This is a genomic window from Marinobacter vulgaris, assembly GCF_003344045.1.
GTDB lineage: Bacteria > Pseudomonadota > Gammaproteobacteria > Pseudomonadales > Oleiphilaceae > Marinobacter > Marinobacter vulgaris.
The window spans coordinates 303851-323658 of sequence record NZ_QFWX01000003.1 but is presented as its reverse complement, the minus strand read 5'-3'; the positions used below and the strand labels follow the sequence as shown (position 1 = coordinate 323658).

Below are 19808 nucleotides of genomic sequence, written 5' to 3'. Positions count from 1 at the left end.
GGTTGCTAACATTAATACCAGGAACAACACTTGCCCAGAGGATACTTTGACCCATGCCCTTCCAGCGCCTGTTGATTGCCAATCGTGGTGAAATTGCCGTCCGCATCGCCCGTGCGGCTGCTGAGCTGAACATCCCGACGGTGGCAATATACGCTCAGGATGACAGCCACTCGCTTCATGTGAAAAAGGCGGACACCGCAGTCACACTGAGCGGCTCAGGGCCGGCAGCCTATCTAAATGGTGAGGCACTGATCCAGATCGCAAAGGACTATGGTTGCGACGCCATACATCCGGGTTATGGCTTTCTCAGTGAAAATCCGAACTTTGCGCGCCAGTGCGAGGCGGCAGGCGTGTTCTTTATCGGCCCCTCGCCGGCGGTGCTTGATGTCTTTGGTGACAAGGCCAGCGCCCGACAGCTGGCCAAAAAGCATGGCGTCCCGCTCATTCATGGCACCAACGAACCCACCAGCCTTGAATCCGCCAGATCCTTCATGGAATCTCTGGGCGAACACGGTACGGTGATGCTCAAGGCGATTGCCGGAGGCGGCGGGAGGGGCATGAGGCCAGTTTCTTCGCTTGACGAGCTGGAGTCCGCGTTTTATCGCTGCCAGTCAGAGGCTGCTTCGGCATTTGGCACTGGAGATCTCTATATTGAGGAACTGATCCCCAACGCAAGGCACATTGAGGTCCAGATCATTGGCGACGGCACCGCCGTTACCCATCTCTGGGAGAGAGACTGCACTCTGCAACGCCGGAACCAGAAGGTGATGGAAATAGCCCCCGCGCCCGGCCTGACAAAAGAATTGCGCGATCAGTTACTGGCGGATGCAGAAATGCTCAGCGGCGCAGTCGGGTACCGGGGGCTGTGCACCATTGAGTTTCTTGTGGACATCGACACCGGCCGTTACGTGTTTCTGGAAGCCAACCCCCGTGTCCAGGTCGAACACACCATCACCGAAGCGATCACCGGGCTGGACCTGGTTCAACTGCAGATTCTTGTGGCGGCTGGCATGACACTGGCGCAGTTGGGACTGGACCAGGTACCGCAACCCAGGGGCCAAGCGGTTCAGCTTCGCATCAACCTGGAAACCATGGCGCCGGACGGCAGTGCGCGGCCTGCGGGTGGACGGATAGAGGCCTATGAACCACCAACAGGCCCCGGTGTTCGCGTCGATGGATACGGTTACAGCGGTTACACCACAAGTCCCGCCTACGACTCTCTGCTGGCAAAAGTTATTGTTCATTCCGAGGGTGACTACCCCGCCCTGCTCCGCCGCGCCTATCGCGCTCTTTGCGAGTTCCGGCTGGAGGGCGTTCCCAGCAACATCGGATTTCTCCAGAACCTTCTGCAACACGGTCTGGTTCAGTCGAACACCCTGTCCACGCGGTTTATCGACACCCACGCGGCGGAACTTGTGCCCGACGATGACCGGCTCCATCCCGGTTTTTATTTCACCGAAACCCGCACAGTGCAGTCCTCAGACCAAGCAGTTGCGACCGGCCCGGAAGGCACGGATCCGATCACCGCCCCGGCCCAGGGGGTGGTCGTCAGCATTGATGTGGCCCCCGGCCAGGCCGTTGCTGAAGGCCAACAGGTGGCCATTTTGGAAGCGATGAAAATGGAGTTCGTGATCAAGGCCGGACAAAGTGGGCGCGTGGTCGCCCTCGCTGCCGGTAATGGGGATGCCGTCTATGAAGACCAGCCGTTGATGTTTATCGAGGCCGGAGACGTGGCAGCGATTGACGTACCCACCGAAGAATCGGTAGACCTCGAGCACATTCGCAAGGATCTGCAACAGGTTCTTGCTCTGCACGACCAGCTTGTTGACGAAAATCGGCCGGCAGCGGTGGCAAAACGCCGGAAAACCGGCCAGCGAACGGCACGGGAAAATCTGGCAGACCTGCTGGACGACTGCAGTTTCATGGAGTACGGCGCACTGGCGGTCGCTGCACAGCGTACCCGTCACAGTGCGGAAGAACTGCAGGCGCTCAGCCCGGCGGACGGACTGATCGCCGGCATCGGTAGGATCAATGGTGAATGGTTTGGCGCGGAGACGGCCCGCTGCATGGCCATGAGCTATGACTACACGGTATTCGCCGGCACCCAGGGCGTGATGAACCACAAGAAAACGGACCGCATGCTGGAACTGGCGGAAAAACAGCGGCTGCCCCTGGTCTTTTTCACCGAGGGCGGTGGCGGCCGCCCCGGCGACGTGGACTGGGTTGGGGTGGCGGGGCTGGACTGCACCACCTTCTTGCGCATGGCCCGGTTGAGCGGCAGGGTGCCGTTGATCGGTATCGCCTCCGGGCGCTGCTTTGCCGGCAACGCGGCCTTGCTGGGCTGTTGCGACGTGATCATTGCCACTGAAAACGCCACCATCGGTATGGCCGGGCCGGCCATGATCGAAGGTGGCGGGCTTGGCCGCTTCATGCCCGAAGAAGTCGGCCCGGTGTCCACCCAAAGCCGCAATGGGGTTGTTGACATCGTCGCCGGGGACGAGGCCGACGCGACCCGCATCGCCAAACAATATCTCGCTTTTTTTCAGGGCGAGGTGGCCACCGACGAACCATCCGACCAGCGGCAGCTGCGACACCTGGTCCCTGAAAATCGTCTACGTGGCTATGACATCCGCGAGGTGATCAATACCCTGGCAGATCATGCCTCGGTGATCGAGTTGCGTTCGGCCTTTGCGCCGGGAATGGTGACCGCCCTGGTTCGCATCCGGGGTAAGGCCTTCGGGGTGATCGCCAATAATCCCATGCATCTGGGCGGAGCCATCGACGCGCTTGCCGCAGACAAGGCTGCCCGTTTCATGCAGCTGTGCGATGCCCATGGTCTGCCATTGCTGTCCCTGTGCGACACCCCCGGCTTTATGGTCGGCCCCGAGGCCGAGCAACAGGCGACCGTCCGCCATGTGTCCCGGATGTTCGTCACCGCCGCCAGCATGACGGTGCCCTTTTTCACGGTGGTGCTGCGCAAAGGCTACGGCCTCGGTGCCCAGGCCATGGCAGCGGGCAGTTTCCACGCCCCTCTGTTTACCGTTGGCTGGCCAAGCAGTGAGTTCGGGGCCATGGGTCTTGAGGGGGCCGTCCGTCTTGGCTTTGCCAAGGAGCTTGCCGCTATCGAGAACCAGGATGAACGCAAGGCCCTGTTCGACAAACTGGTAGGGCAACTCTATGACCGCGGCAAGGGCGTGAGCATGGCAAGCTTCCTTGAGATTGATGCGGTGATCGATCCCGCGGAAACCCGAGACTGGCTGGTCCGGGGCCTCAGTGCCGCCGATCCGGCATCCCTGCGTGGTGGTCACCGGCCAATGGTTGATACCTGGTAACCACGCTGCGGCGGAAACCTGGAACAGGTTTGTGCAATACTGGTAACAACCCCAACCCGGGCTAACGCCTTGAGGAGTTCAAGATGCTGATGAAAGCCGAGCAATCAATACTGGTACTGGTAGATCTTCAGAAAAGACTGATGCCTGCAATCAGCGACGGTGATTCAGTCCTCGCCGAAAGCGTTAGACTCACGCGGATTGCAAAGCTTCTGAACGTTCCGGTGATTGCCACGGAACAAATTCCCGAAAAACTGGGCCACAACGATGACGAGGTGTCAGCACTGGCTGACCAGACCGTAACCAAGATTCATTTTGATGCCTGTGGCGGTGGCCTGGTGGAAGCCATGCCCAATGATCGGAAGCAGGTCATCATTGGTGGCTGCGAGACCCATGTCTGCATGTTGCAGACCGCACTATCGCTTCTGGCCGCCGGCTTCGGTGTATGGGTGGTGGAAAATGCCACTGGTTCCCGCCACGACAATGACCGCGATGCAGCCCTGGAGCGCCTGCAGCAGGCCGGAGCCACCATTGTTACCGTCGAGATGGTGGCTTTCGAGTGGATGCAGCATTGCGAGCACCCACGCTTCCGCGATGTTCAGAAGCTGATTAAATAGCGGCAGGGAGACCCGACACATCCGGCGCTGAACGGCCGTCGTAGAACTGCCACGTTACATAACCGGAGATCAATATGCTCAATATGGACTTCAACCAGAAAGTCGTTATCCATACTCCCGACCAGGAATGGATTGCCAGCCCTGCCGGGGGCGTTCTCCGAAAACCCCTGGCGCGCGAGGAGGCCGAGCGCGGCCATGCCACCAGCATCGTGCGCTACGAGCCGGGCGCCAGTTTCAAGCGTCACGAGCACCCCCTCGGCGAGGAAATTCTGGTACTTGAGGGCGTATTCTCCGACGAAACCGGTGATTACGGCAAAGGCACCTACCTACGCAACCCGCCCGGTAGTGGCCACGCCCCGTTCAGCAAGGAAGGCTGCGTTCTGTTTGTAAAGCTCCATCAGTTCGATGAGCGCGACACCACTACCGTGCGCATCGATACCAAGTCCGCTGAATGGCTGCCCGGTATCGGGGGGCTTGAAGTCATGCCGCTGCATGAATTTGAACACGAGCACGTGGCGTTGGTGAAATGGCCGGAAAAGGAAAAGTTTCAGCCCCACCGACATTTCGGTGGCGAGGAGATACTGGTCTTATCCGGCGAATTTTGTGACGAAAACGGACGCTACCCGGCCGGTACCTGGATGCGAAGCCCGCACATGAGCCAGCACCATCCCTTTGTGGACCAGGAAACGGTTATCTGGGTAAAAACAGGCCACCTTCCATTGTGACCCGCAGGCTAACAAGCGCCTCGCCGGCTTAACGATTGCGGCTTTGATCAACGAGGATCAACTCGTCAAGATCAAAGCCTCTTGCCTCCGCGGTTTTCTTGAAGTCCTCGAGGCGCTCGTCATCCACCGTGGGCGTCCGTGACAGAAACCAGAGGTAATCCCGGTCGTAGCCCGTGATAAAGGCAAACCGGTAATCCTCGTCGAGCCGGAACACCACGTAGGACGCGTAAAAGGGCCCGAAAAAGGACACTTTCAGGTGTCCGTTGGCCTCATCTTCGACAAAAACCGCCCGACCCTCGGCTTCCTCCCATTTCCCGTCTTCTTCAGAATAGCCGCGATTGATCACCCGGATGCTGCCGTCCTCCTGAAGCGTATAGTCAGCGGTAACGTTGGACAGACCTTCCTCAAACGAATGATCCAGGCGCGCGATTTCATACCAGGTGCCCTTGTACCGCTCTATGTCCAGTTGACTCACGGGATCGATTCCATCGGGCACTCCGGTGCAGCCTGTCACCAGCAGAACCGCAGAGAAAATCAGACTCTTGGTAATCGCCATAATATCAATTCCTGCAGGGGGTAAAAGCCGGAACGGGAACAGAGGCCCGCCAACCTGAAAATTTACGTTTACGTAAAGTAGAGGCATCTCACTGTTACCGTTGAAGTTTTTAAATTCGCCAAAAAAGAGTGATTTTCAACCATTGACGATGATGTAAAAGCTATCTAGTCTTTTTCCGTCGGGCCCCAAAAGGGCTCCACACCATGAAATCATGCCAACCGGCCAACCCGCCGGGGCACAACAACAAGACAACCACGAAAGCCGTGATCCGGCCTGGTGGAAGAGGATTTCAGCATGTCACTGGTAAATCAGTCCCCGATGATGGGCCTTTGCGCCCGTAGTCTGCAACTCCCGTTAATGCCTTTTCACTCGCGCCCTGCTCTGTCTTGCGATCGCCCAGATCGACGCCCTTACCTGATTCCGGTCTGAGGCAATCACCTCAGCTTCTGTCCGCTCTCTGATCAGACCCTCAGCTGCTCACTGCCCGGCCCCGGGTGGGCCCCTCTGCAAACGCGTTCGGTAAAAGGACCAGAACAATGACTGTATTTACGCATCCTGAATTCGATCACCACGAAAACCTCACTTTCTGCTGCGACCCTGAGACGGGCCTGCGCGCCATTATTGCCGTCCACAATACCTCCCGTGGTCCCGCCCTGGGTGGTTGCCGCATGTTTCCCTACGCCAGCGACGAGGCGGCGCTCCGGGATGTGCTGCGATTGTCACGGGGCATGACCTACAAGTCGGCTCTGGCCAACCTCGATCTGGGTGGTGGCAAGTCGGTTATTATCGGCGACCCACGGGAACATAAAACCGAAGCTTTGCTGGAATCCATGGGCCGCTTCCTGGAGCAACTGGGCGGACTGTATATTGCTGCAGAAGACTCTGGCACCAGTGTTGCAGACCTGCAGATCATGGGCCGTCAGACTGGCAATGTCGCAGGCATCAAGCAGCGCCTCGGCTTCGACGGCAAACCCAGCAACGGCGACCCTTCCCCCGCCACAGCCTGGGGCACCTTCGTCGGTCTCCAGGCAGCGGTAAAACACAAGCTCGGTCGCAGTGATCTTGAAGGCTTGAAGGTAGCCGTCCAGGGCATCGGTAATGTTGGCTACCGTCTGGCTCAACATCTCACCGAGGCTGGCGCCAGGCTTTGGGTGTACGACATCCATCAGGAGCAGATGGACCGGGCGGTGGCAGAACTCGGCGCCACACCGGCAACTGCGGAAGAGATCCTGTACCTGCCGGTGGATGTCGTGGCGCCCTGTGCCATGGGCGCGGTGCTGAACGATCAATCCATAGCAAGGCTTCAGGCCTCCATCGTTGCCGGTGCCGCCAACAACCAGCTTGCCAGCCCCGTGCACGACCGGGTGCTGTGGAATCGTGGCGTTCTGTACGCTCCGGATTTCGTGATCAACGCCGGTGGCATCATTGACGTGTGCTACGAGCGCAGCGGCCCAGACCCGGATGCCGTCCGCGCGCATGTCGATACCATTGGCCTCACCCTGGAGGAAATATTCCAGCGATCAGACCGTGATGGTCTGCCCACCGGGCAGATCGCGGACCGACTGGCAGAAGAACGATTCCGCCACATACCACGTTGATGGCGGTCTTGCTGCCACCGCTCCTTCCCCGAAAACAAAAACAGTAAGCAGGAGAAAACAATGAGTGATCCTTCTTCATCCGCCGCCCGCGGGCTCTGGTCGTCCCGCCTCGCGTTCATACTGGCCGCCACCGGTTCTGCGGTAGGCCTCGGCAACATCTGGAAATTCCCGTATATCACCGGTGAGAACGGCGGCGGTGCCTTTGTTCTGGTCTACCTGCTGTGTATAGCGGCAGTGGGCCTGCCTATCATGATGGCGGAGGTCCTGATTGGTCGCCGTGGTGGACTAAGCCCCGTCAACAGTATGCGGGCGATTACCCGGCAGGAGGGCCTTAAACCGGCATGGGGCTGGGTTGCGGCAATCGGCGTACTGGCCGGCTTCCTCATCCTGTCGTTTTATTCGGTGATTGGTGGCTGGGCCATTTCCTATGTCGGCACCGCGGCCACAGGTCAACTCGCGGGCCAGAGTGCCGAATCCATCGGCGCGATCTTCACGGGACTGCTGGGGGACCCCTTACGGCTGCTGATGTGGCACACCCTGTTCATGGCACTGGTAATGCTGGTGGTTGCCCGCGGGGTGCGGTCCGGCCTTGAACGTGCCGTCAGTATTCTGATGCCTGCCCTGTTCGTGCTGCTGCTTATTGTCGTGGGCTACGCCATGACCACCGGCCATTTTGGCCAGGCGGCAAGTTTCCTGTTCCAGCCGGACTTCTCCAAGCTAACCACTTCCGGCGTACTGGTGGCCCTTGGCCATGCCTTTTTTACGCTCAGCCTGGGCATGGGCATCATGATGGCCTACGGTTCCTACCTGCCGAAAAACATCTCCATTGCCAAGACTTCGGTCACCGTTTCGTTGATGGATACCGTGGTGGCATTGCTGGCCGGGTTGGCGATTTTCCCGATTGTATTTGCCAATGGCCTTGAGCCCGGTGCCGGCCCCGGCCTGATTTTCCAGACGCTGCCGCTGGCTTTCGGCCAGATGCCGATGGGCAGCCTGTTTGGCACACTGTTCTTTGTGCTGCTGATTTTCGCCGCCTGGACGTCCGGTATTTCATTGCTGGAGCCACTGGTGGAATGGCTGGAAGAACAGAAGGGCATGAACCGTACCCTCAGCACGCTGGGTGCGGGTATTGCCTGCTGGTTGCTGGGCATCGCATCCATACTGTCCCTGAACCTGTGGTCCGATGTGGCACCACTGGGCATGTTCACGATGTTCGAGGGCAAGACCATCTTTGACCTGCTGGACTTCCTGACCGCCAACATCCTGTTGCCGCTCGGAGGACTTCTGGTCGCGGTGTTTGTCGGCTGGTTCCTGTCCCGCAAAGCCCTGGAGGAGGAACTGTCCATGTCACCGGCCGTCTTTGCCGCCTGGTATCGGGTGCTGCGCTACTTCACACCCATCGCCGTGGGCATCGTATTCATTTACAACCTGATTTAGCCTTCTGAAAGTGTCGGCACCCTGAGGGGTGTCGGCACTATCCTCCTCCTACATCCTCCCCGTACTAATCGATCACCCTGGACGCCGCCGGGCGGTTCAGCAGCCACACCGCCATCAGCACCCCGTGCAGGATCAGGAACGGCACCGCAATCAGCAGCAACCCGGTCCAGTCAAACGCGGCCAGCACCACCCCGGCACTCAACGCAGCCGTCGCCTGCGAGCCGAATACCATCAGATCATTGAGTCCCTGCACCCGGAAGCGCTCTTCATCCCGGTAACCCTGAGGCAGTAGCGTGGTGCCACCCACGAACAGGAAATTCCAGCCAATGCCCAGCAGAATCAGGGCAGACAGGTAATGCCCGAAACTGATACCGCTGAAGGCAACCGCCACACACCCGAGATACGCCAGTAATCCCAGGCCCATCATTCGCGGGATGCCCACAACCCGAATCAGCCAGCCGCTGACTAGTGATGGCAGATACATGGCCATGATGTGAATCTGGATAACCCATTTGGCGTCTTCAAGGGGATGGCTGGCGACCTCGGTCATACTCAGGGGCGTGGCCGTCATGATGAAGCTCATGATCGCGTAACCGACGGCGGCAGCACTGATCGCCGCCCAGATAACCGGTTGCCTCACGATGGCGGACATGGGGCGGCCGCCCCCTGCCGGGGTTTCCCGCACGTGTTCGCCACTGGCGCGATATCCCAGAGCCAGCACCGCCATGGCGAGCAGTTGGACCGCAGCCAGGGCGAGCCATCCACCCATGAAGGGAAATTCCGCCTCGCTACCACCGCCGGCCAGAGCGATTTCCGGCCCCAACCAGGCCGCTACGAGTCCGCCCAGAAGCACGCGGGCGGCGGCGGAACCGGCCATTTGGGACGATACCGATTCCATGGCCGCAAAACGATACTGGTGAACGACGGCCAGGCCGGTTCCACCGACAACGGCCGCCGCACACAACAATGGAAAACTCCCTGTCCAGGCTGCCAGCGCCCCAAGCAGGCCCGCCATCGTCCCTGAAAGGGTCCCCAGCAACATGACCGGCTTTCGCCCCATGCGCTCCATCAGCCAGGTAGCAGGTTTGATCGCCAGCACCGTGCCCACCACAACAAGCCCTACCGGTAGTGTGGCCAGTTCCGGAGACGGTGCCAGCAGGCGGCCATGAATGCTTCCGATAAAAACGATAAACGGCGCTGTGCACATGGCGAGCGCCTGGGCAGCAACCAGTATCCATACATTGAGGGGCATGGGCGGACCTACTTCTTCCTGTAAATGATCCCGGGGTGGCACTGCACCATTTCGTAGAGATGGGGCAATCCGTTGAGGGATTCCGAAGCGCCCAGTATCAGGTAGCCGCCAGGGTTGAGAGTGGCATGGATACGGCTCAGGATATCCTTCTTCAACTCGGCCGAAAAGTAGATCAGCACATTGCGGCACAGCACGATATCAAACTTGCCAAGCATGTAGCGTTCAAGCAGGTTGAGCTCACGGAATTCGACCATGCTCTTGATTTGTGGCCTGATCTGCCAGCTACCGTTTGCGGCCGGCGTAAAGAACTGCTTCTGCCGTTCCGGGGACAGTCCTCGGCCAATGGCAATCATTTCGTATTCACCACGGCGGGCCACTTCCAGCACGCTTTTGGAGATGTCCGTAGCCGTTATTTTGACATCCCTGAGCTTGCCCGGGCGCTGGCGCCGGAACTCTTCAATGATCATGCCGACGGAATAGGGTTCCTGGCCCGTCGAACAGGCCGCAGACCAGATTCTCAGCGACTGTGCCGATTTTTTGTCACCAAACTCGGGAAGCAGTTTTTCCTGGAGGATACGAAAGGGGTGATTGTCCCGGAACCACAGGGTTTCATTGGTGGTCATCGCATCGATGACCACTTCGTTCAGACTGCTGCGGCCGGTCCGTTTTACCCGCTCCAGCAACTCGCCGAGGGTGTTGAGATTGTTCTCTTCCATGATTCGGCGCAGACGACTTTTGACCAGGTACTGCTTGTTATCCCCGAGCAAAATGCCACAGGCATCCTGCAGGAACGTCTTGAAGGCCTCGTATTCCTGTGGCGTTATTTCAGCTTTCATTGGATCTCTATGTCGGGTAAGTCGGAAGCGACAACAGGGCCACTACTCGCGGTCGATGATCTCCATGACCCGCTCTGCCAGCTCATCAGGACTGAATTTGGCCATGAAATCATCAGCGCCCACTTTCTGCACCATGGCTTTGTTGAACACGCCACTGAGAGACGTATGCAGCATGATATACACATCTCTTATCGCAGGCTCATTTTTGCACCTGGTGACGAGAGTGTACCCATCCATTTCGGGCATTTCGACATCGGATATAATCAGTGACAGGTGATCCGTGGCGCGGGATCCGTCCGCCGTAATCTCCTTGAGGTAATCGAAAGCCTGCTTGCCATCATTCCTGGTCACCACTTCCATGCCAATAGCGGTCAGACAGCGTTCAATCTGGCGTCTGGCAACGGTGGAATCATCCACCACCAGCACCGGCAGATGGCCCGGCGGACGTTGTGCACTCCTGCTGCGAACCTCCTCGCCCACATCCTGGTCCAGGGGTGAAACCTCGGACAGGATCTTTTCAACATCAATAATCTCGACAATCCTGTCATCGATGCGGGTGACCGCTGTCAGGTAGACGTCTTTTCCGGCGCCTTTGGGCGGCGGAAGGATGTCTTCCCAGTTCATGTTTACGATGCGATCAACGCCGCCCACCAGGAACCCCTGGGTCTTGCGGTTGTATTCGGTGATAATCACGAAACAGTTCGCCCTCTCTTCGCGGGGGACACCCGGCAGCCGAATCGACATGGCAAGGTCAATAATCGGGATAGTCTCTCCCCGGATATGTGCGACGCCACATATCATGGACCGACTGTTCGGTATGGAGGACAGCTTCGGGCACTGAAGCACTTCCTTGACCTTGAAGACGTTAATGCCATAAACCTGCTGGCCACGAAGCCGGAACAACAGAAGCTCCAGGCGGTTCTGACCTACAAGCTGCGTGCGCTGATTTACACTGTCCAATACCCCTGCCATCGCCTCTTCTCCTGCTACAACGACTTCCTGCCGGCACGCAATTTGCTGCGTCATGGTAATGCGTCAATTGGCACCACAATGTGCCGGTTTATTGACTGGTAGATGGGCTTAACGGCCATATTCTGAATATCATTAGACATTTTTCAGAATTACGCGCCCCCGCCCCAATGATCAACAGCATAGGACAAACCGCAGCGTATGCGCATCAGCATTTTCGTTACCGCACTGCTAATGTCTAGCCTTGCAGGCACCGCAGCCGCCTCTGACACTACGGCAGAGCAGATCTATTCCGCTGCCGACAAATTCCTGACGGCATTTGCCCGGGAGCAGGCGCCGGACGGGTTCTCCGTTGTTTACGATAGTGGCAAACTGGATGCCCGTCTTTCCCTCGCCACCTGCGAAAATCCGCTGGACGTCTCGTTTAGCGGTGATCCCTGGAAGACAACACAGCCGTCACTACTGGTTTCCTGTGAGGGCTCACGACCCTGGCGTATGTTCCTCCCGGTTTCCATCACCATAACCGGAGACGCTATCGTCGCTGCACGGCCACTGAGCAGAGGCGAACGGTTAACGGAAAGCGCATTGAGCACGGACTCCGTAGTCGTCAACTCCATAAGGCGCGGCGCTGTTACCCGAGAGGACCAGCTTGTGGGGATGGAAATGCGGCGGGGAGTGAATGCCGGCACCGTATTCACGCCTGATCTGCTGCTCACCCCTGCGGCAATAGAGCGGGGAGATCATGTTATTATCAGTGCCCGTAGCGGCAATTTTTCGGTAAATTCCCGCGGCAAGGCGCTGGCCAGCGGTGGCATCGGCGAGCAGGTTCTGGTGGAAAACCTGTCGTCGTCCCGCACGATCCGGGCTCGTGTAACAGCGCCTGGCCATGTGGAGATTCCCATGTGATGGCCGCCACCTGGGAATTCATTGGCCGTTGGCGGCAAACTTTTGCCGCCAACGGCCGGATGACAGGTTTGTAATATCATGTATGTAAAAATTTGCTAAAGAAATGTAAAGCCATGCCGTTAGATAGGTATGAAACTCGTGGAGCCGCCCAATGCGGCTGATCAGCTAAGCAGGTAACCCTATGTCAGTTGACTTTAATGGAATAGGCCCAGGCCAGGTCAACACCCAGAAAACCACGGCCGATAAGTCTTCCGGTACCCAGAATACCCAGGCTTCTGTTGCAGAGCAGGCGAAGACCCAGACTCAGGGCCCCCGCGGTGAAAATGTCAACCTGAGCAGCCAGGCGAAAGAGCTTAAGCAGCTTGAGCAGAAACTGGGCAACTTTCCGGAAATGGATGATGATCGCATCGAGCAGATTCGATCTGCCCTGGAAAATGGCTCCTACAAAATTGATGCTGAGAAACTGGCCCAGAAAATGCTTGAGATGGATGAAAGCATTTTCGGGTGAGTAAATCATGGCCGCAATTGACGAACTGAAAGACCTTCTAACCCAGGATATCCGCAAGCTGGAAACCCTGGCGGGCATTCTCAACCAGGAGAAATCCTGCCTTTCCAGCTCTGACATCCGCCAGCTTGAAACACTGACCGGCGAAAAGAACCGGTTACTGGAGCAGATCCGCGAAAGCGCAAAACGGAAAATCCGATTGCTGGTTGCGATGGGGTTTCGCCCCGAGAGTGGCGAGCCTTCGCGGTTCATCCGCAGTGCCGGTCTGCCGGACCTTCTCACCCTGTGGGAAGACGCTGACAGGCGCCTGCGAAGCTGCCAGGCAATGAACCAGACCAACGGCAGGGTCATCAGCCATCTCCAGAAACGCCTTTCCCGCCTGACTGACATTTTCCGCGGTGTTGCCGGGCACCAGAAACTTTATGGAGCGCAGGGCGAACAGAAAGCGGTATCCCACAGCACCATTTTTGCAAGCGCGTGACCGGTACCCGCTGAATTAGGGGTGACGATTGGAATAGAGTCCGTCGCGCCCCCCCCATCGCCTATTTCTCCTGTCCATGAAATCTGGCCGACCTGCCTGTCAAACTCTGTTAAAATCCTCCCTCAGTCCCAAGCCATCGGCGGATGGCAGCAGACACAACCCCGGAACTAACAGCGTGAGCCAGTATAGAATGACAAATTCCGTTAAGCCGTTTCGTTATGTGATGCAGATTGTTCTCTGTGCCGCCCTGTTGCTGGGCATCACTTCATCACTGTCTGCCCAGGAGCAGCAGAACGAATTACCAAGGGTAATCATCGAAACCAGCGAAGGCGTAATCGAAGTAACGCTGCGCCCGGACATTGCACCGGAAACCGTGGATAATTTCCTTACCTACGTAAGCAATGGATTCTATGAGGGCACCATTTTCCACCGGGTCATTCCGGGCTTCATGATCCAGGGCGGCGGATTTGATGAAAACCTCAACCGGAAACAGACCCGCGACCCGGTGCCGAACGAAGCCAAACCGACAGCCAAGAACCTTCGCGGCACCATTGCCATGGCCCGGACCAGCTCACCGGATTCGGCCACCTCCCAGTTTTTCATTAACCTGGCCGACAACGGCTTCCTGGATGCCGGTGTTCGCGGACCGGGCTATACCGTATTTGGCAAGGTCAGCGGCGGCATGGGAGTGGTAGATGCCATCGCCAGCAAGACAACCGGCCGATCAGGCGGCATGGGTGATGTGCCGAAAGATCCCATTATCATCCGCAGCGTGTCCCAGAGAAAAGCCGACAGCACCGCAGAGTAGCATTGGGTTGACCGGACAGTGACGGAATTGACCAAGGACCTCAGGCCCCCATCAATCGAAACCGCCGCGATCGAGTGGCGTGATGGTGTCCCCTGCTCCACCCGTTTTGATGATGTCTATTTCAGTCGTGATGATGGCCTGCAAGAGGCCCGTCACGTGTTCATTGGCCATAACCGGTTGGCCGAGCGATTTGCCAGTGCCCCTGCCGGCAGCTCGTTTGTCATTGCCGAAACGGGGTTTGGTACCGGGCTGAATTTTCTCGCCGCCTGGCAGGCCTGGGCAGTCTCAAATCCCAGCGACAGCAGCTGCCTGCACTTTGTTTCTGTCGAGCGTTACCCCCTTGCCCGCGAAGACCTCGGGCAAGCGCTGGCCTTGTGGCCGGAACTTGGCGATTACGCGGCCGAGCTTCTAGAGCATTATCCACCACCAGTCCAGGGCGCTCACCGGCTGGTTCTGGCGGGCGGGCGTATCCGGCTGACACTGTTTTTCGGCGATGTCCTGGAAGCCTGGCGCGAACTGGACTTCCAGGCCGATGCCTGGTTCCTGGACGGCTTTGCCCCGTCCAGGAACCCCCGCATGTGGGACCAGGCCGCAATCACGGCTCTCAGGGGGCACAGCGGGCCAGGCACCACGTTGGCCACCTTTACGGCAGTCGGTGAAGTGCGCAGGTTGCTGGTGAATGCCGGCTTCAACATGCGCAAAACACAAGGGTTCCGGCGCAAGCTGGAGATGCTTGCCGGAGAATTACCCAAGGGCCCGGAGATGGGCGCTGGCGAAAATCTCCGACCTCCGCACTCCATTGCCATTATAGGCGCCGGCGTTGCAGGCACACTGCTGGCCCGCAACCTCGCCGAACGCGGCCTTGCAGTAACCCTCATAGACCAGGCATCGGACGCAGGAATGGCGGCTTCAGGCAACTGCCAGGGCGCCCTGTACGTAAAGCTTGGCGTGGAATTCAACGACCAGGCAAAGCTTGGCCTGAGCTCTCTGCTGTTTAGCCAGCGCTACTATGCGCAATCCGGCGGCCATTGCTGGCATCCCACCGGCCTTGTCCAACTGGCCTACAATGATGTGGAAGCGGGCCGTCAGGCCCGGTTCACCGCACGCAATGATTACCCGGCAGCGATACTTCGCGCTGTCGATGCCATCGAGGCCTCCCGCATGGCTGGAGTCCCCCTCCCGAATGGCGGCCTATGGTTTCCCTCCAGCGGCTGGCTGGAGCCAGGCAAACTGTGCCGCGCATTGATCCGCCACCCGCGAATACAGCAATGTTTCGGCTTTGATGTCCACCGGTTGACTCCCTGCAATGGCAAATGGCATGTTGCCGGAAACGGTGAGCAGGATGTGGTTGCTGATCGTGTGGTCATTTGCGCCGGGCATCTCAGCCCCAAGCTGATTCCGCTGCCCAATGAGTTCCGTTTCCGTACCATTCGTGGCCAGGTTTCCCACTTGCCGGAAACATCACTGAATAACCCGTCGGTCGTACTCTGCGGTCCCGGGTACATAAACCCCGCCCACGAGGGAACAGCACTCGCGGGTGCAACCTTTGACCTTCATGATCACTCACCAATGCTCTCTGTCGACAGCCACCGGGAAAACCTCTCCATGCTGGCGGCCATGGTTCCCGGTTTGCTCAAAGGCCCCGCGGCGGCAATCGACCCGGCAGTGCTTGAAGGCAAAGTGGCTTTTCGCTGCACAACCCATGATTACCAGCCCGTTGCCGGCCCCCTGACGGATCCCTCGGGCCGCGCCCTGGAAGGCATCGACCTGTTTACGGGTCTGGGCAGCAAGGGCCTGACCTACGCCCCGTTGCTGGCGGAATATCTGGCAGATCGTATCACCGGACAACCCCGATGCCTGCCGGCCTCTCTGGCCAGAAGGGTTGCCACCCAGCGCTGCCACAAAAGGATTGCAACTGCATCGGAAACTATAGGCGCCTGAAGGAATCCAACATCCGGCCGATAAGCAAAAAAGCCCTGTGATTACCGGAGCAAACCACTATGTCCATCCATGTCAGTGAACCCGGCCGACCGGTCGGTACGCGCCTTCCGGAGGTATTTCGGAGCCGCCGCGTGGGCGACGTCACGGAACTGACAGAACCCCAGAAAGTTGACGTCAGCCACAGCGAAACCACCGATGCCGAATTCCAGCTGGCAGCCAGGCACGGCCGCCACCGGGCCCTTGAGGAATACAGCGCAGCGGAAGCGGGGGAGCCAAAAGAGCGCAGACTCTACCTGCCGGTTTCCCAGATCTGCACGCCTACCCTGTTCTCGTTGCCAGCCACGGCTACCGTGAGCGACGCACTCGACACCATGGAAGCAAACGCCATTCACCACATTGTCATTACAGCAGAGGAGAACGTAGCCGGACTTGTGGATCTGCGGTGGTTACTGGCCTGGTTGCATCAAGCCGGCTCCCGCGGGATGGGGTCGGGATTTTTGAACATCGAGTTGCCGGCATTCCTGACCGCCTCGCCGGAAACCGACGCCCATCAGCTGGCAAGGCTCATGCTGGCTCACCAGCTCAATGCTGCCCTGGTTATCGACGACACCGGCCAGCCAGCCGGGATCGTGACCAGCACCGACTACCTACGGCTATATGCCAGCGCTGGCAGGCACGAGGGCAGCGTATAACCCGCCCCCGCCGTTTCAACGCTCAATGCCATGGCGCGCCAAAAAATCAACGAACGCCTGCTCATCCATTATCGGCACTTCCAGGCTTTCTGCCTTGGTGAGCTTTGACCCCGCTGCCTCGCCCGCGACAACACAGGCGGTTTTCTTTGACACACTGCCGGCTACTTTCGCACCGAGAGACTCAAGCCGGGCTTTGCCCTCATCCCGGGTCATGCCGGACAGGCTGCCGGTCAGTACCCAGGTTTCTCCCTTCAGAGGCTTCTCGGCCGCGGTTATTTCCTCGCTCTGCCACTCCACTCCGGCGTCTCTGAGCGCCTGAATGGTTTCCTGGTTGTGGGGCTGATCAAAAAAACTGCGGATATGGCCGGCAACAATCGGCCCCACGTCGGGAACCGCCTGCAGCGCGTCTTCATCGGCCTCGCTGATGGCTTCCAGGGTTCCGAAGTGGCTGGCAAGGGCCTTGGCGGTGGCTTCACCAACCTCGCGGATTCCCAGCGCGTATACAAATTTCCACAACACCGGATGCCTGGAGCGGTCAATGGCGTTGATCAGGTTATCGGCCGACTTCTCGCCCATCCGCTCCAGACCGGTGAGGTCGGATTTCTTCAGCAGGTAGAGGTCGGCAACGGTATTCACCAGCTCCCGGTCAACCAGAATGTCGATCCACTTGTCCCCCAGCCCCTCGATATCCAGGGCCTTACGGGACGCATAGTGGCGGATGGCTTCCTTGCGCTGGGCCGGGCAGAACAGGCCGCCGGAACAGCGGGCCACGGCCTCGCCCTCAATCTGAACGATATCGGACTGGCATACTGGGCAGGAATCCGGCAGCTCGACAACCTGGGCGTTGTCCGGGCGCTGTTCGGTAACCACCTTGACCACCTGGGGAATGACATCACCGGCCCGACGAACGAAGACGGTATCGCCAATGCGGGCATCCAGACGACGGATTTCATCCATATTGTGAAGCGTGGCATTGCTGACGGTCACACCACCCACAAACACCGGTTTGAGGCGGGCAACCGGGGTTATGGCACCGGTGCGTCCCACCTGAAATTCCACATCTTCAATAACCGTGAGCTCTTCCTGCGCAGGAAATTTCTGGGCAATGGCCCATCGTGGCGCACGGGAGACAAAGCCAAGTTGCTGCTGCAGCTCCAGGCGGTTGACCTTGAAAACAATCCCGTCAATTTCGTAGGGCAGGCTTTGCCGCTTCTCCATGAGATCGTCGTACGCCTGCAAGCAGTCCTCTACCCCCCTTGCCTTGCGCATTTCCGGATTGAGCCGGAACCCCCAGGTTTTTACCTGTTGCAGCGCTTCCCAATGGGTGGGTGGCAACCGTCCCTCATCCTCCAGAGCAACGCTGTAGGCGCACATTTCCAGTGGACGTCGAGCCGTGACCGTTGGTTTTTTCTGGCGGAGGCTTCCTGCTGCGGCATTTCGGGGGTTCACAAAGGTCTTTTCGCCCCGGTCGGCCAGCCGCTTGTTCAGGGTTTCAAATCCCTCAAGCGGCATGTAAACCTCGCCCCGCACCTCAACGAGATCAGGTACCGAATCGCCACGAAGCTTCAGTGGCACCGAGGGAATGGTACGGATATTGGCGGTGATGTCCTCACCGGTATAACCATCGCCCCGAGTGGCCGCACGAGTCAGAATGCCGGATTCGTAATGCAGGCTGACCGCCAGACCGTCCAGCTTGGGTTCGCACACATACTCGATATCATCGGTGGTTTTCAGGCGGTCCCTGACCCGACGATCAAAGTCCCGCAATTCGTCCGCGCTGAAAGCATTGTCGAGGGACAGCATCGGGATCCGGTGCTTCACCTCCTCGAAGCTGGTTTCAACCTGGGCGCCCACGCGGCGGGTTGGCGAGTCAGGGGTTACGATATCCGGGTGTTTGGCTTCCAGTTCCTGCAGCTCACGGAACAGGCGGTCGTATTCCGCGTCCGGCACCTTCGGATCATCCAGAACATAGTACTGATAGTTGTAGTCGGCGAGGATGTCCCGCAGTTCACGGGCCCGGCTGATTACGTCGGGAGTAGCCTTGGTCATTTTTTGGGGGATCGTTGCTTGCGTTCGAATTCACGGATGCGTTGACGGCAGTGTTCAATGGTTTGCGGCGTCATCACGCTGCGCCGCTCGTCTTTCAGTTCGCCGCCAAGATTGCGCACGACACACTGCGCTGTCTCCAGCATGAACTCGAACGCCTGCATGGCATTGGTTGGCCCGGGCATGCTCATGAAGAAGCTGATACCGGGGGTGGAAAGCGTCGGCATCTCTTCCGGCCTGAAGGTTCCCGGCTCTACGGCGCTGGCAACACTGAACTGCACAGGGCTGGTGGTATCTGTCTGTTCGTGCCGGTGGTAGATGTCCATATCACCATGTTCCAGCCCGCAGGCCTCGAAGAGGGCCTTGAGCCGGGGCCCGGTGAAATTCTCGTCGGTTTTTGCCAGCACGTTGATGACAACCACTTCCCGCGCCTCGGGGCGGTTGGCACCGGCCAACGGCTGACCAGAGGTTCTGCCTGCCTGTTCTCGCCGCGCCGTGTCCTCCTCCACTTCGGTGGTTACCACAGGTGGAACGGTGTCGCCGTGTTCCGGGCCAGCGGGGGACGGTTTTTCTTCCCGGGCCAGGGCTTCTTCCCTTTCTCGAGGCTCAACAACCCGGGGTTGCCCCTGGATACCGTCATCCGCTGCAGGCACTTCCGGTTCACTGTCGACCGCACCCCATCCCGTATCGGAATCATAGGCACTGCTGTCGGCTTCACCGGCTGGAAAATCCTGGGGAGTTTGCGCCGATGCGGAGTCTTCCCGCTTCTCGTGTCTCTCGCTCTTGATAACCGGACGGGTTGGTTTGGGTTCCGGCTTTGCAAAACGGCTTTTTTCCGGTTTCACATAGCCGCGCTCCTCCAGGGTATCCCAGGAGATGGTTCGCGCGCCGCCGTTGGGGAGCTCCGGATTGTAGTCCTTGTCCAGAGGCGAATCGTCGAGATCGTCCGCTCCCATACCGGAGGAAATTGCACTCGATTCCTTACGGGCGCGCCTCATGCGGCGCAAGCCATCAATAACAATACCGAGAATAACCAGGGTACCGATGGCAATTAACCATTCCCTAAGAGACATAGTGGTGCTGTCCTGTTTGCAGATCGGATATCGTTGT

Annotated in this window: 17 protein-coding genes; 11 read left to right on the top strand and 6 right to left on the bottom strand. The window is 58.7% G+C overall.

Annotated features, from left to right (window positions below; genetic code table 11):
- Positions 1–53: 53 nt before the first annotated feature.
- From DIT71_RS07675 to DIT71_RS07665, 3 genes are all read left to right on the top strand, one after another.
- Positions 54–3332 (top strand): carboxyl transferase domain-containing protein, encoded by a 3279-nt coding sequence (locus tag DIT71_RS07675; RefSeq protein ID WP_114612619.1) that lies wholly within the window; start codon positions 54–56, stop codon positions 3330–3332.
- An 83-nt stretch (positions 3333–3415) separates the two neighbouring features.
- Positions 3416–3946 (top strand): isochorismatase family protein, encoded by a 531-nt coding sequence (locus DIT71_RS07670; RefSeq protein ID WP_114612618.1) that lies wholly within the window; start codon positions 3416–3418, stop codon positions 3944–3946.
- A gap of 74 nt (positions 3947–4020) precedes the next feature.
- A complete protein-coding gene (locus DIT71_RS07665; RefSeq protein ID WP_114612617.1) occupies positions 4021–4671 on the top strand; it encodes a cupin domain-containing protein in 651 nt (216 codons plus the stop codon).
- A gap of 28 nt (positions 4672–4699) precedes the next feature.
- Here the strand turns inward: DIT71_RS07665 and DIT71_RS07660 are convergent, their stop codons facing one another.
- A complete protein-coding gene (locus tag DIT71_RS07660; RefSeq protein WP_114612616.1) occupies positions 4700–5227 on the bottom strand; it encodes a lipocalin family protein in 528 nt (175 codons plus the stop codon).
- Positions 5228–5763: 536 nt separating this feature from the next.
- Here DIT71_RS07660 and DIT71_RS07655 point away from each other — a divergent pair.
- Positions 5764–6825 (top strand): Glu/Leu/Phe/Val family dehydrogenase, encoded by a 1062-nt coding sequence (locus DIT71_RS07655; RefSeq protein WP_114612615.1) that lies wholly within the window; start codon positions 5764–5766, stop codon positions 6823–6825.
- A 60-nt stretch (positions 6826–6885) separates the two neighbouring features.
- Positions 6886–8262, top strand: a complete 1377-nt coding sequence (locus DIT71_RS07650; RefSeq protein ID WP_114612614.1) for a sodium-dependent transporter — start codon at positions 6886–6888, stop codon at positions 8260–8262.
- 64 nt (positions 8263–8326) lie between these two features.
- Here DIT71_RS07650 and DIT71_RS07645 read toward each other — a convergent pair whose 3' ends face one another.
- The 3 genes from DIT71_RS07645 to DIT71_RS07635 are packed head-to-tail and all read right to left on the bottom strand — an operon-like array spanning position 8327 to position 11322.
- Entirely contained in the window at positions 8327–9514 is a 1188-nt protein-coding gene (locus DIT71_RS07645) for an MFS transporter (protein ID WP_114612613.1), read from the bottom strand.
- Positions 9515–9522: 8 nt separating this feature from the next.
- A complete protein-coding gene (locus DIT71_RS07640) occupies positions 9523–10350 on the bottom strand; it encodes a CheR family methyltransferase (RefSeq protein ID WP_114612612.1) in 828 nt (275 codons plus the stop codon).
- 42 nt (positions 10351–10392) lie between these two features.
- The gene (locus DIT71_RS07635; protein ID WP_114612611.1) at positions 10393–11322 is read right to left on the bottom strand and encodes a chemotaxis protein CheV; all 930 of its coding nucleotides are present in this window, start codon (positions 11320–11322) and stop codon (positions 10393–10395) included.
- Positions 11323–11520: 198 nt separating this feature from the next.
- Here DIT71_RS07635 and flgA point away from each other — a divergent pair, with 198 nt between their 5' ends.
- From flgA to DIT71_RS07605, 6 genes are all read left to right on the top strand, one after another.
- A complete protein-coding gene (gene flgA / locus DIT71_RS07630) occupies positions 11521–12225 on the top strand; it encodes a flagellar basal body P-ring formation chaperone FlgA (protein WP_114612610.1) in 705 nt (234 codons plus the stop codon).
- A 181-nt stretch (positions 12226–12406) separates the two neighbouring features.
- The gene (flgM, locus tag DIT71_RS07625) at positions 12407–12733 is read left to right on the top strand and encodes a flagellar biosynthesis anti-sigma factor FlgM (protein ID WP_114612609.1); all 327 of its coding nucleotides are present in this window, start codon (positions 12407–12409) and stop codon (positions 12731–12733) included.
- Positions 12734–12740: 7 nt separating this feature from the next.
- The gene (locus DIT71_RS07620; protein ID WP_114612608.1) at positions 12741–13211 is read left to right on the top strand and encodes a flagella synthesis protein FlgN; all 471 of its coding nucleotides are present in this window, start codon (positions 12741–12743) and stop codon (positions 13209–13211) included.
- A 190-nt stretch (positions 13212–13401) separates the two neighbouring features.
- Positions 13402–14019, top strand: a complete 618-nt coding sequence (locus tag DIT71_RS07615; protein ID WP_114612607.1) for a peptidylprolyl isomerase — start codon at positions 13402–13404, stop codon at positions 14017–14019.
- A gap of 27 nt (positions 14020–14046) precedes the next feature.
- Positions 14047–15960, top strand: a complete 1914-nt coding sequence (gene mnmC, locus DIT71_RS07610; RefSeq protein WP_114612606.1) for a bifunctional tRNA (5-methylaminomethyl-2-thiouridine)(34)-methyltransferase MnmD/FAD-dependent 5-carboxymethylaminomethyl-2-thiouridine(34) oxidoreductase MnmC — start codon at positions 14047–14049, stop codon at positions 15958–15960.
- Between the two features lie 59 nt (positions 15961–16019).
- Positions 16020–16652, top strand: a complete 633-nt coding sequence (locus DIT71_RS07605) for a CBS domain-containing protein (protein WP_114612605.1) — start codon at positions 16020–16022, stop codon at positions 16650–16652.
- Between the two features lie 15 nt (positions 16653–16667).
- Here the strand turns inward: DIT71_RS07605 and ligA are convergent, their stop codons facing one another.
- Both ligA and zipA read right to left on the bottom strand, forming a co-directional pair.
- Positions 16668–18701: an NAD-dependent DNA ligase LigA gene (gene ligA, locus DIT71_RS07600; protein WP_114612604.1), complete on the bottom strand. Its 2034-nt coding sequence runs from the start codon at positions 18699–18701 to the stop codon at positions 16668–16670.
- Positions 18698–19771, bottom strand: coding sequence for a cell division protein ZipA (zipA, locus tag DIT71_RS07595; protein ID WP_114612603.1), 1074 nt, complete (start codon positions 19769–19771; stop codon positions 18698–18700). The genes ligA and zipA overlap by 4 nt, the downstream gene beginning before the upstream one ends.
- Positions 19772–19808: the final 37 nt, after the last annotated feature.